The 14041-nt window shown below is 43.5% G+C and carries 10 protein-coding genes and 1 riboswitch; of the genes, 4 read left to right on the top strand and 6 right to left on the bottom strand.

Features of this window, described 5'->3' with window-relative positions:
* Nucleotides 1-131 precede the first annotated feature (131 nt).
* A riboswitch (FMN riboswitch) is annotated at nt 132-278 on the bottom strand.
* Nucleotides 279-342: 64 nt separating this feature from the next.
* Nucleotides 343-984, bottom strand: a complete 642-nt coding sequence (locus tag LDK34_RS01305) for a hypothetical protein (protein WP_236941259.1) — start codon at nt 982-984, stop codon at nt 343-345.
* A gap of 298 nt (nt 985-1282) precedes the next feature.
* On the opposite strand from LDK34_RS01305, the gene LDK34_RS01300 reads away from it, so the two are divergent.
* On the top strand, nt 1283-2056 hold the full coding sequence (locus LDK34_RS01300; protein ID WP_236941258.1) for an ABC transporter ATP-binding protein: 774 nt from the start codon (nt 1283-1285) through the stop codon (nt 2054-2056).
* Nucleotides 2057-3754: a hypothetical protein gene (locus tag LDK34_RS01295; RefSeq protein ID WP_236941257.1), complete on the top strand. Its 1698-nt coding sequence runs from the start codon at nt 2057-2059 to the stop codon at nt 3752-3754.
* Between the two features lie 148 nt (nt 3755-3902).
* Here LDK34_RS01295 and LDK34_RS01290 read toward each other — a convergent pair whose 3' ends face one another.
* From LDK34_RS01290 to LDK34_RS01270, 5 genes are all read right to left on the bottom strand, one after another.
* On the bottom strand, nt 3903-4367 hold the full coding sequence (locus tag LDK34_RS01290) for a MarR family winged helix-turn-helix transcriptional regulator (protein ID WP_161000705.1): 465 nt from the start codon (nt 4365-4367) through the stop codon (nt 3903-3905).
* 124 nt (nt 4368-4491) lie between these two features.
* Nucleotides 4492-6147 (bottom strand): peptide ABC transporter substrate-binding protein, encoded by a 1656-nt coding sequence (locus LDK34_RS01285; RefSeq protein WP_236941256.1) that lies wholly within the window; start codon nt 6145-6147, stop codon nt 4492-4494.
* A 415-nt stretch (nt 6148-6562) separates the two neighbouring features.
* Entirely contained in the window at nt 6563-7159 is a 597-nt protein-coding gene (locus LDK34_RS01280) for a helix-turn-helix domain-containing protein (protein ID WP_236941255.1), read from the bottom strand.
* 242 nt (nt 7160-7401) lie between these two features.
* Nucleotides 7402-8772, bottom strand: a complete 1371-nt coding sequence (locus tag LDK34_RS01275; protein WP_236941254.1) for a PTS transporter subunit EIIC — start codon at nt 8770-8772, stop codon at nt 7402-7404.
* A 5-nt stretch (nt 8773-8777) separates the two neighbouring features.
* A complete protein-coding gene (locus LDK34_RS01270; protein ID WP_236941253.1) occupies nt 8778-11018 on the bottom strand; it encodes a glycoside hydrolase family 3 C-terminal domain-containing protein in 2241 nt (746 codons plus the stop codon).
* Between the two features lie 269 nt (nt 11019-11287).
* Between LDK34_RS01270 and LDK34_RS01265 the strand changes: the two genes are divergently transcribed.
* Nucleotides 11288-12532 (top strand): peptidoglycan bridge formation glycyltransferase FemA/FemB family protein, encoded by a 1245-nt coding sequence (locus LDK34_RS01265; RefSeq protein WP_236941252.1) that lies wholly within the window; start codon nt 11288-11290, stop codon nt 12530-12532.
* Between the two features lie 266 nt (nt 12533-12798).
* Nucleotides 12799-13971 (top strand): iron-containing alcohol dehydrogenase, encoded by a 1173-nt coding sequence (locus tag LDK34_RS01260; protein WP_236941251.1) that lies wholly within the window; start codon nt 12799-12801, stop codon nt 13969-13971.
* Nucleotides 13972-14041 lie beyond the last annotated feature (70 nt).

Here is a 14041-nt window from a genome sequence, read left to right as displayed (position 1 = left end):
TAAATTTGCCTAGGTAAACAAACCCTGATGAAAGTAATTTCATCAACGTTTGTAACGATGATCTTTTTGAGACTGCGCCAATTAAAAAAGCGGACTGCCTACTTAACTGGTCGGCCACAAATGATCATCGCCAATTTCTTCTCCCATCCAGACTGTACTGTCGGTTGCAGATTCACACTGCATCAACCGCTTGCGCGGGTCACGGACTTCAACAAGCTGTCAAGCAACATCTTGTTGTCACCGTCGGTCGGGAATTTCACCCTGCCCCGAAGAAATGATTTATTCAACTGGCATAAAGATATTAGTTTTCAAATTGTTTGTCAATGTGAAAATTATCCCAAGTCAATTTGTGATGATCGGGAAATTGCGCGCCGCTACTGGATCAGCAACGCTAATTTGTTGGCGCAAAATAATTTGCCATTGAGATTGTGGCAACGTCGACACATCGTTCAAATACAGCTCTCGGTGCCAATCATCGCCATGTTCAATCACAAACGGGCTATTGCCGATAAACATTTGTAATTTTTCAATCAATTCCGGTGTAGCTAGACCAGTTTGGCTCACCTGCGCTTCCAGGCCTTCTTTAAATCGCTCATAGGTTACATCACCAACGACGGGAACTTTGCCACGTAGTTGATCAATTGCCGCTGTAACAGCTTCATTTGGCATAAAGTTAGGTTGTTTCATTCTCATCTGAAAACGTTCGTGAGGCGCGTGCAAATCACCATACCAGTTAACCATCAGTGGATAATGAACGAAATTGCGAAATGATGCAATCGTGATATCATGTTTCGGCGCCTCGGACAAGAACTCGCCTAGTGCTATCATGCTGGCCGCATCACGACGAAATTCGACGCTATCTTCATCCCCATTGCCATCGATACGCAGATAATTTCGTTCACCTAAATCAACAATACTGCCATCAGTCGTTGTCATTGCGTATTCGTCCGGCTCTACTTCTGCCCAATTAAACAAAAATGCCATGTCTATCATCCCCACTTTTTGTGGCGACTTTAGCACATGGCATTTTGTATTCGCTGAAATTCAATCTCATATTTATCGGTTAGCGAACAAACTCCCTTATGGTTCATTTCCAACGGCACCTGCAACCTGATTCAGAGAATCTGTATTTCATTAATTTTGTTACACGTGAAACGTGGTTACTGCCTTATTGAAGTCACTCAATCTGCTCAGATTATCGCCCAGCCAATCCGCTTTTTACCACTCAAACGTCATCTTAAGATAAAATAAGATAAAAATTATGTTTGAGGAGGCGTTTAACATGACAGATATTTTATCGTTGAGCCACGTGGCCAAACACTTTGAAAATCATCAGGTGCTAAAAGACGTGACATTCGCAATTCCAGCGGGTCAAATCGTCGGCTATATCGGTCAAAATGGTGCTGGTAAGAGTACCACTTTAAAAATCATTCTTGGCCTAGAGGAACCTAGCGACGGTGAGATAACTATTTTAGGCCAGTCGCTGTACGATCAACGTGATGCACTTATGCAGCGAATCGGTTATGTACCCGAAAATGCTGATATTTTCGAAGCGCTCACCGCCAACGAATACCTTAGTTTTATTGGACAACTCTATGGATTAACGGAGGCGGATGCGCGCTACAAAGCGCAACAGTTGCTCACCATTTTGGGCAATGGTGATAGTTTCAATAAACCCATCAGCAGTTTTTCGAAAGGCATGCGGCAGAGTGTATTGATTATCGCGAGTCTGCTACACAATCCCGACTTACTGTTTTGGGATGAACCACTAAATGGGCTCGACGCCAATACTGTCCTAATTATTGAAGAAATCTTGGGTAAACTTCGGGATCAAGGCAAAACCATCTTTTACTCGTCTCATATTTTAGATGTCGTCCAGGCTGTTAGTGACCAAATCTTATTACTTCATGATGGCCGGGTAGCAGCCCATGGAACGTTTGCCGACCTATCTAATAGCGCTGACACTACCCTCCAGCAGTTGTTCAACGATATGACCGGTTTCAAAGAACATGGTGAAAAGGCCCAAGCGTTCATTGACGTATTGGGGGTGTCCTAAATGCTCTATAAAAAAAGCAAAGCCAACAAAGAAAGTGGGCTACTTGTTTTTTTGGATCGCTTTCAATCACTATTTGCCAAACACAATGTCAATTACAGGCAACTACGACTCATTTTGAAATATAAGCTATTACTCGATACTCGTGACACGTCATTTTTCACTGTCTTTATGCAGATGAAAACAAACAACACTAAGCAAGATGACGAGATTCCCACTGCGCGTGGGCTTTTACGGTCACTGTGGTATTACGGTATCTATGGCGTAATTTTTGGACTATTGCTATTATTCGGAACTTCATTTTCGGCCATGTGCTACTTTTTTCTCGCCTATTTCATGATATTATTCACCACTATTTTATCGAGTTTTTCGTCCATATTACTTGATCCGCGAGATCGACAGATTATTGGCGTTCGTGGCGTTAACAATCAAACGTTGAATGCAGCGCGTTTGATTCACATCAGCTACTATGTTGGCATTATCGCTTTTCTGCTTGTTGGCCCGGCGTTTCTAATATTGATTTGGCGAGCATCCCCAGTATTTGCCATCTTGTTTTTAATCGATGTCGCTTTGTTCACAATCTTCACATCATTTGTTGCCTTATTGCTATACTTTGTCATTCTTCATACGTTTAATGGTGACAAGCTACGCAATATGATTAACGTCTTTCAAGTTGCTTTTATGATTTTAATCTATGCGGCCACCCAGTTGCCAAACTTGCTGGACAATCTCAATGTCAGTTTTACGATTTCACCAATATGGCACTGGTGGAGCGTCATCGCTTTTCCGTTTTGGTTTGCCGCCCCATTAGCTGCGTGGCAAAGCGCATGGACGCCAAGTCTAATCATCTTCACCAGCTTTGCTATCCTGGGGTTAATCTTAAGTGTCGCCTACTACCTTCACATCAGTAGTCAATTTGAAGTTATGTTAGAAAAATTGGCCGTTCATTCGGATAAAACGCCACGTATTGGCGTTTGGCAACGATTAATGGCCTTGCCGTACCGTCATAACCTTCGCAAACGCGAGTATTTCAACCTGGCCTGGCGGCTCAACCAAACAGAACGAGACTACCATCTGCGGGTATACCCTGTTTTAGGGCTCACCGTGGTCATCGTATTCGTTTTTCTTGTCGAATTCGGTATCGACGGCGGTCATTGGGAAGCACTTTTGCAGAATCGTTGGCTAACGCTGACTGTTTACGCAATGTCTTTTAGTATTCCACAACTGATCATTAACCTCAGATACAGTAGTACCCCCGAAGCTATGAATGTTTTTAAAGTTATTCCTGAGTTTCATGCACAGGTCTTTCGTCAAGCAACTATTTGGATGGTTGTTGCTAGATTATTAATCCCACAAGCGCTGTTACTTGCGGTGTTATTAACCCCATTACTTGGTTGGCAGGCCATAATCACGGATATTAATGCGACGCTTTATTCGCTATTAATTTCTCAAATTATCGCTAGACAAAGCATGAAATTGCCGTTTGCTGCTGTATATACAGCCAGTCAATCCAGTAGTCTTGGCCTAGCCAACTCGTTTATAACTGTGTTAGTCCTCATCCCCGGTGTTGGTCTTAATGCAGTCGCTTTAATTCCAAAATTCGGCTGGGGCAACTTCTTAATTACTGTGGCGTGGCTAATTATTTTGGGGATCACATTACACCGATCAAATAAGGCCGTTACCATCAGTCCTCAAGGGTAGTCACAAAAAGTTGAAAAGTAGCAGTCTGAAACAACTTCGCCCACCACTCGATTCCACATAAAAAACGCTGCGCAAGCCAATGAGTCATTAGTGACCCATTTTCTTACACAGCGTTTTTGTATAACTTATTTCTGACTGTCGACAACAACTACTTAGCGGACAAATCTTCGCCTTCGACAGCTTTTAACCGATCTGACAAATCAAACATTGCTGAACGTGAGTTTACGTAAGTATCGTCATCGTAATTCAGCAAATCCTGACAGTCAGTGACATGTTGGTAAATTTCATCGCGTTTGGACTTCGCCTTAGCCGTCAGTTTAACGACAACCTGGCGTTCGTCAACCTTTGACCGTGTCCGTTTGACCCAACCATTGGCTTCCAAACGACGTAACAGCGGCGTTAAAGTACCGCTGTCCAAGCTGACACGTTCACCAATTTCATTGACCGTTAACTTGTCCTGTTCCCATAACACGCATAGGGCAATGTATTGTGGGAATGTTAGTCCGTAAGGCTTCAGTGTTTCAATATAAAAATGATTAAATAATTTATTCGCGTTATAAACGGCGACACAAAGCTGGTCGTCGATCAAACGTGGTTTAACGTCTGCTGCCATGGTGATTCCTCCATTTACAATGCCACTTAAAGATCCTTTTTAATATCAACAAGACTATCACACAGGACCCTTAAAAATCCAGTTACATAATTGAGAATCATTCACGACATTTGCCAGACTTTTATTACTTGATACTAGTGTACTTGTAGTTCCACTGAGTACCAGCTGTGTTATGAATGATTCCCTGAACGTTGTTTTGTTGCAAATAAGCATAGTTTGCCTGATACAGTGGTGTGAAACTTTGTACCTGATTTAAATATTGACTGGCTTGAATCAGATCTTGCCACCGCTTTTCAGAATCGTTAGCGTCTGTATTTTGGGCGCGATCAATCAAATCATCGTACTTTGTATCTGACCACTTACCGTAATTATACGCCGTATTTGTCTGAGGGATTTGTAAAAAGGTAATTGGATCATTAAAATCACCGCCCCAACCCGAAAGCATGATATCGAAATCACCCTTTTGGCCTTGCTGATTAGCAGCCTTAGAAGGAATTGAGCGAATATTCAACGTCAGTCCGGGCAAGTTTTTCTCAAGCTGGCTCTTAAGGAATTGTGCCACCATCGGGCTCGTCCCATCGTCGTCTGTTGACAGCAGGGTAAGTGTGATTTTTTTCTGATCAATTTCTTTCAAGCCTGTGGCAAACTTCTGCTTGGCTAATGCCGGTTCATAAGCGACTGTGTGGGCAACTTTCTGCTCACTAGCAAAGTCCTTTTTGTTCTTGGCATCAGTGGCTAATCCACCTGGAACAAACCCAGTTGGCACGCGGGAACCATCACCCAAAACCTTTTCAGTCAACTGAGCCCGGTTAACAGACAGCGCGACCGCCTGGCGAATGTTTAAATTATTTGTTGCCTTGTTATTTGTGGCATCAGAATCATGAAAATTCCATTTCAAATACGTCATGTAAGAATATGGATACTGACGGAATCGCGGGTCATCTTTGTAGTTTTTAACCTGCTGGTTAGACAATAACGTCAAACTTAATTTCTTTTGATCAAAAATTTCTACACCAGTCGTGTTGTTACCAATAACTTGGTACGTAATTTTGTGCAACTTAACGACTTTTTTATCCCAGTACTGATTGTTCTTGACGAACTGCCAACGGTTGCCGGTGCCGTTCCAACCCGTCATCTTAAACGGACCACTGTACACCATATACTTTGAAGAGGTGGCATACTTCTTACCATATTTATCAACGATTCGTTGGTTCTGCGGTGCAAATAGCGGATACGCCATCAATAGTTTAAAATACGCAATTGGCCGCTCTAATTGCACAACAACCGTGTTTTTATCCGGTGCACTGATCCCCAACGATTTAACAGATGCTTGACCAGCATTTACACGATTAGCATTCTTGATACCGTCAAACAAATAAGCGTATTGTGACTTAGTCGATGGTGTTAACGTACGGCGCCATGAATAAACAAAGTCCTTTGCAGTCAGCGTGTCGCCGTTACTCCATTTTAAGTTTGGTCTCAAATGAAAAGTGTAAGTTTTCTCATCCTGACTAACCTCTGCGGATTTTGCCAAACCGGGCGTAAGACTGCCCTTCTTGCCTAACCGATAAAAGCTCTCGAATACGTTACCGGTTTGACCATAACCAGTAGCTTTAGACAAATCAATTGTATCTAGTGGTGCTTGGGCCGACAGTTTAAGGGTCTGCCGATCACTGCTAGTGTTTTTCTTGCCACATGCCGTTAGTACCAATGCCATAAGTGCCAGCAATACCGTCATTAACGTGAGAACTCGTCCACGTCGCTCTAAAAGTAATTTCATGCTTGTCATACCCCTCAAATTTATTAATTGATGTGGATAAGATTTGCATCAGTGAAACATGAACGACAATATTTTTAAATCCGTCCAGTATACACAAAAAACGCATCTTATCCACGAATGGACAAAATGCGTTGTCACATGATTCTTTTTTTACGTTGACCGCCAAACTCCAAACTAGCGTGCCATCGTCATTAAAGAAATCCCGCTGTGTCAACAGACATTGTTCACCATGGTCATCGACTTGGTTGATAAACAGTTTTGACAACAACAGAATTGTTTTAATGACATGTTTGGCACTCCTTTTGCTTAAAATTTATTAGCCCATGACTAACTGAAAGTAAGCATAACCATTTCAGTTCAGCGCGTCAACGATTTTTTTGAGATTTCGAAAATTGAAAAGTTCGACAATCAATAATCAACCTAACTGAACTATAAAACGATAAATAAAATATGGAACCATAGCAACAAACGCTAAGATTACACAACCCAGCGTGAAGGCCAGGGCAATTTTTGTTTTGTCCCATCCATCACGCCACCGATTACGTTGCTGGCGTAACTGATCAACATTTTCGCCATTCATATAAGCGATAATTTCTTTATATGTGTGCACATCAGCTTTGTGATTTAGATAATCTATATGGCAACTGACCAGGAAAGCCGCAATGAAGAAAAATCCGGGAGCTAGAAGCACCCATCCTCCTCTTGGTAAGAACATCGATGGCACTATCGCAATAAACCCAGCAGCCGTCAATCCAAACATCCATTTCACATCACGATCTGTTTTGTCGGTATACACTTTATGTTGCATCACCGCCACATCTCCTTTCACTAATTCATCTAGAGAGGTGTCAAATAGATTGCTAAGCAATAGCAGATTTTCAATATCTGGATAATGTCGCCCATTTTCCCAGTTGGAAATCGTTTGTCGCGACACATATAGTCTCTCGGCAAGCTCATCTTGGGTTAATTTTAGTTGCTGACGATGAGACTGAATCTGCTTACCAATATGCATGTTGGCACCTCTCATTTTGAATTGTCTCAGGATACGCAAATTTTACCATCTAAGACGTTTATCAGTCACCCTAAATCGTTTTTACATTGCCATTTGTCAGTGGTTATTGCTCACTTTCTCGTACTTTTTGGGCATTCTATTGCGGCGCTGCAAACATGAAAAAAGCGCCAGCATTCAACTGGCACTTTTAATTATTTCCCAGGAAATATACCAACCCAACACAGAACATTTCGCGCTATTGCCTATTTGTTAACGCCTAGTTCCGTCTCATCGAAGCCAAAGATTACCGTCAATAAGGTGCTGACAATAAAAGCCACTGAAATGCCAACGATGTACCAAATGAAGGTTGGTGTAGCAAAACCGGGGAGCGTAGTCAAAGCACCGAAAACTGCAGCGACGCCATCAACGTGGAAAAATCCGATAACAGCGCCGCCAGTCGCACCACCTAAACAGGCTGCGATAAATGGACGACGCATTGGAATGGCAAATCCCCAAATAGTTGGCTCACCAATTCCGGCTACTAGCAGTGAGATCAAACCTGAACTAGCCAGAGAGCGTGTTTTAGCCATCCGTGCTCGAATCAGTACACCCATTGCGGCACCGGCAATACCAAAGTTAGAGGTGGCTGCCATCGGAATGATGAAATCGTGGCCAGCACTGGCCAAGTTTTGCCAGATAATCGGAAGAATTGACCAATGCAGGCCAAAGATAACAAAGACCGGCCACAATCCACCGATCACTGCTCCAGTAATCGTGGAGTTTGCCTTTACCAGCCAAGCCATAACTGCGGCTAATCCTTGCCCCAGGTAAATGCCGATTGGACCTACAACAATCAGAACCAAAGGCACAACGACGACTAACGCTAGTAACGGAACAAAAATGACTTGCAAGTTAGGCGTGATAATACGTTTGAGACCCTTCTCAACATAGCTATATAACCAAATTGCTAAGAATGCAGGAATCACGGTTGAAGAATATTGCTGCAGAACCACCGGAATGGTAAAGAAGTGTGCTATCCCGGTGGTCGCACCGTGGTGAAGGAGATTGACAATATTTGGCTCCATCAATGCCGCTACGATCACAGCACTACTAATCTGGTCAACCTTGAAAGCTCGTCCTGCTGAAAATGCCAGCAGGATTGGCAGAAAGTAGAATACTGCATTAGAAGCCGCATACAGAATGTGGTAAGTACTACTATTCGCGCTTAGCCAATGGAGTTCAGTTGAGAGAACCAGTAAACCACGCAGAATACCGGAACCAGCAAACATCGGAATAATTGGAATGAATATTTGAGAAACAAAGTCGAGCACTCGGCCAACCACATTTTTCGTTTTAATATTAGCGTTATTTCCCGTTAACGTTTGTGTCAGCTGGCTGCCATAATCGTCAAATTCAATGTCGTCATTCGGTACCAACTTTAGGTCCGGGCCCTTAAGGCTAACATCGTCCCAGACGGGGATTGCTCTTAACGCTGCAACTTGCTCATCCGTCAGTTTGATCTTCGTGGTGATTTTCATTAAATCTGTCGTCGCTGAGACCGACATCACGTTATCCCGCCCGCCAAGTGCAGAAATGACGGGATCAAAATCAAATTTCGTTTTCTTTTTTGCCATCAGAATCACTCCCTTTTACTGTGGGTTGAACGATTAGCAAGCTTCAAAAATTGCGATAATTGATCATCTGTAGCGCCGAGTGTCAGTACCTGCCGTATTGGCATATTCATCAGAAATGCTGCTCCTGGACCAGCAGCCCGCAACTTTTCAAACACGGCATCTAATCCTGACTTAGCAGCAGCTGGGGCCAGTGACGAATCATCCATCACGTCATTGATGTAACTATCTAATGTTACCCGGTCCTGTGCGGCAGCCCAGTTCAACCAAATCGTCTTTTGTAGGCGGATGTCATCTGAGGCAGAGCCGACCAGAATGTCGTAACTGCCATTGTCGACCCGCCACCCTGGCTTACTTTCGTCATACCAACTGAACGCACGACGTGGCAACGTTATGCTGACTAACTGACTTTCACCAGCGGCCAGCGTTGTTTTTTCAAACCCTGCCAGCGTTTTAATAGGCATTTCAACGGTGCTGGCATGATTGGCAACATAAACTTGAACAGCTTCGCGACCACTTCGTTTGCCAGTGTTCGTGAGCTTAAATGTCACGGCAACTGAATCGCCTTGGTCTACGACCTTCAATCCAGAGTACTTAAAAGTCGTGTAGCTAAGACCGTGCCCAAACGCAAATCTGACTGGCTGTTGTTTTACGTCATAATAGCGATAACCGACAAATAGCCCTTCATGATAGTTTTCCTCACTGTAGCTCCGCGCAAACGTGCCATAGGTTGGATTGTCCGCTAGCTTTAACGGAAAGGTTTCCGCTAATTTACCAGATGGGTTCACTGCTCCGGATAAAATATCCCAAGTTGCCTCGCCAACCGCTTCACCAGCTAAATAAGTTTCCAAAATAGCGGGTACCTGATCGGCCCACGGCATTTCAACAACAGACCCGTTTTGAAGTACAACAACGACATGTGGGTTGACGCTCAAAATCTGGTTAAGTAACTTTACTTGTGCTTCCGGCAAGGACATCGTCGTTTTATCGAATCCCTCAGATTCCATGGATTCTGGAAAACCGGCAAAGAACACGACTTTATCTGCACTTTGCGCATTGGCCACCGCTTCATCGATCATGGATTGGTCTGCGTCATCGCCGTCAATTGCGTACCCGGGCGCATAAGAGATGTCGTTTGGCAATGCACGGGCGGCATCCAATGGTGTGACGACCTGATAAGCATTCACGTGGGAACTACCACTGCCTTGATAACGCGGTTGGTTAGCAAACGCACCGACGATGGCTAGCCGATCTTGCGGTTTGATCGGCAGCATGGCCGACTCGTTCTTTAACAAAATGAGCCCATCGTCAGCTGCTTCACGGGCCTTAGTATGTTGTTCATCCATCGGATACGGCGAGACTTCTTGAGTACTGCCCCATTTCTCAACGGTTTTTAAGACGTACAGCACTGCCCGATTCAACGTTGCCATGCTTAGCTCACCACTTTTGACACCATTAATTACAGCATCTTCTGATTCTGGTGAGTGCCCTGGCATCTCTAGATTCAAGCCAGCTCTCAATGCCGCCACTTGGTCAACCACAGCACCCCAATCTGACAGAATTAGGCCATCGAATCCCCACTCGTGCCGCAAAACGTCTGTTAACAACCACTGATTTTGGGAGTTTAATGTCCCATTAATGGCGTTATACGACACCATTACACTAGCTGGATGCACATCGACCACGACTTTTTCAAACGCCGCGAGGTAAATTTCTCGCAGTACCCGTTCGCTCATGTTGGAGGAGTTGGTAAAACGTTGGCTTTCACGATTATTGGCCGCAAAGTGTTTGATGCTGACACCCACGCCCATCTCTTGAACACCCCGCACATACGCAGCCGCTATTTCTCCCGTCAAATATGGATCTTCAGAGAAGTATTCAAAGTTGCGGCCAGCCAACGGACTTCGTTTGATATTCATCCCTGGCCCTAGCAATAGGCTAATCTGCTCGTGACTGGCGGCAGTGCCGAGCGCTTTACCGGTGTCATGCATCATCTCGCGGTCAAACGTACTAGCGGCCAACGCCGACCCAGGAAAATTAACGGCCGTTACACTCTTATTGACGCCCGTCGCATCAGTTCCTTCTTCCTGTTTGCGCAATCCAGAAGGCCCGTCAGTCATCATCATCCGCCCAACATTGAGCCGCTGAACGCCAGCGGTGTACCAAAAATCTTTACCAGAAACTAGGGCGGCCTTTTCAGCCAGTGTTAACTGATCGACAAAAGCCTCATCAACTTTAAATTGTTTCATTTTTCGCACCCCATTTGTCAGATATGTTTAACAATCGTCTTTTCAGACACATGCTAAACCGCAGCAAACAGCGCTCGCATTAAAAACGTTTTCATTTCAATAAATAACAGTATTAATATTTCCGGGGCATAGTTAGGTCACCATCTTTTAAAACTACTGATAACTTTCTTAAAAAAATTTCCTGTTACCGTTTTAATAATCAACTTTAAGGCCATTTAAAGGTCGAACCCCGATAGTGAATCTAATCTTGATTTGATGGAGGTTTGCCTATGTTAACTGTAAAAGAAATCGATCCTACCGAATTTATGTCGTTTGAACAACATTGTCCCACCGGGAATTTTTATCAAACCATCTGGCAACAACGACTCTTATTACGGGCACATAACCTCACCACGTTTCGTGGCCTATATGAAGACAATGAATTAGTTATGGCCGCACTATTGGTTGGTCGAAAAATTCATTTCGGTTATCGGTTCGAAGTATACGGTGGACCAGTGATTGCACCAAATAAAGTCAGTGTCGCCCGACTACGCGTCTTTCTTGCCGACTTGGAGCAATATGCCTTTCAGCATCAAGGACTCGAATTGAAACTCGTGCCGAATCTAGACTGTCACGTTCTGGATAACGACGGCACAATCATTGATTCGCAAAATGAAGCACTAACGCAAGCACTCTCCGAAATCGGCTACCGTTACGCTGACTTCAAGTCAGTTGGGTATAAGACCGCTGCACATGCTAATCACTACGTTTATAAAAAGGATCTAAGTCACTTGAACGCTGATACCTTGACCAAAAGTTACAGTTCTAAAGCACGCTATAACCTTAATAAGGCCAAAGAGTTTGGCGTCACCCTCCGACAAATTCCGTTTGATGAACTCAGTGAATTTAAATACAACACCAATAAAACGGCTGATCGACTGCACTTTAAAGACAAGTCACTCGCTTATTACCAAGATGCTTTTGAAACGTATGGCAACCGCGTCCAGTTTGTCGTAGCTGAACTGAATTTGGACAATTATATTGCCATTTATCAGAAAAAAATCACGCACAACGATGCACAAATAAGAGAACTGACCGCCAAGCGTAAAGGCTACAATGAAGCCAAGATTGCTGAACTCAAACGGCAATCAAACAATCACACCCGAAAAATCGCCCAGGCTAAAATGTTTGCTGACGAATATGGCACGACGTTAAATATCGCCGGCGCAATGTTTATCAGCCAACCACAAGAAATGGACTATGTTTTCAGTTACACAAACGAAGAATTCAAGATGTTTCGTGGCCCATTTCTCATTCAAGATGCCATGATGCACAAAGCAATCAACCAACACATCCAAACCTACAATTTTCTCGGTATTGCCGGTGAGTTCGATGGCTCTGATGGCGTGTTTGAGTTCAAAAAAGGATTTAATGGTTATCCAGCGGAAGAAATTGGTGAATTTACCAAGATTTTACGACCAGCAAAATACCAAATCATTTCAACATTAAGAGGTCTCAAACAGCTCGTTTCTTAAAAATAGCGCCACTATTTCAAATGTGTATTGTTTGTTAACAGTTAAATTACGCAACAAATAAATAGTCACGCTTGTGAATTTTGTTTATTATCTATGAAAGCGATTCCGTGAAAACAGCAAGGCAATAACTAGCATATAACCCTTGAAATAATCGAGTTTGTGAATCGTTAAAAATGGTCTTGATAATTGTAATTTTTATAGTTATAGTTTATTTGTGAATGAGTTGTTAAATGTTTTCACAAATAATGAAAGAAGGTTTTTCAGTTATGGCTGAACGTAGTTACGATTTCTTAATGCCAAGTGTTAATTTCTTTGGCCCTGGTGTCATTGAAAAGATTGGTGACCGTGCCAAGATGTTAGGCATGAAGAAACCTGTTATCGTCACTGACAAGTTTTTGGAAGGTTTGAAAGATGGTGCCGTTCAACAAACTTTGGCTTCATTGGACAAAGCTGGCGTTGATTACGTTGTTTACAACAATGTTGAACCAAACCCGAAGATCCGTAATATTAAAGAAGTTAAGAAGTTATATGAAGAATCTGGTGCCGACTCAATCATCACTGTCGGTGGTGGTTCTGCTCATGATACTGGTAAAGGTGCCGGTATCATCCTGACAAACGGTGACGACATTACTAAGTTGGCCGGTATTGAAACCTTGGACAAGGCTTTACCACCATTGATTGCCGTTAACACGACTGCCGGAACTGGTTCAGAATTGACCCGTCACGCCGTTATCACGAACGAAGAAACACACTTGAAGTTCGTTGTTGTTTCATGGCGTAACATTCCGTTGGTTTCCTTCAACGACCCAACTCTGATGTTGGACGTACCAGCCGGTTTAACTGCCGCAACTGGGATGGATGCCTTCGTTCAATCCATCGAACCTTACGTTTCCGTTGACCACAACCCAATCACAGAATCACAATGTATCGAAGCGATCAAATTGATCGAAACTTCCTTACGTGAAGCCGTTGCAAATGGTCACAACCTGGAAGCTCGTACTAAGATGGTTGAAGCTGAAATGTTAGCCGGAATGGCCTTCAACAATGCTAACTTAGGTTACGTTCACGCCATGGCTCACCAACTTGGTGGTCAATATGACGCCCCACATGGTGTCTGCTGTGCATTGCTATTGCCTTACGTTGAAGAATACAATATCGTTGCTGACCCAGAACGCTTTGCTGAATTAGCTAAGATCATGGGCGAAAACACTGATGGTTTGTCAACTCGTGACGCCGCTGAATTGTCCATCAAGGCCATGAAGCAAATGTCACAAGATGTTGGTATTCCAAAGTCCATCAAGGAAATTGGTGCAAAACCTGAAGACTTTGAATTGATGGCCGAAAACGCCTTGAAGGATGGGAACGCTTTCTCCAACCCTCGTAAGGGTACTAAAGAAGATATCATCAAGATCTTCCAAGCAGCTTACGACGCTAAATAAGTTTTAACAAGATACATTAAATTTGAGTAGTAACTGAAAATAGTGATCATCCAAAATGTTGGATGACCAC

The organism is Furfurilactobacillus milii (genome assembly GCF_021654115.1).
In the GTDB taxonomy this organism is placed as follows: Bacteria; Bacillota; Bacilli; order Lactobacillales; family Lactobacillaceae; genus Furfurilactobacillus; species Furfurilactobacillus milii.
The sequence above is the reverse complement of the archived record's forward strand: the minus strand, read 5'-3'. Positions and strand labels throughout refer to the sequence as shown.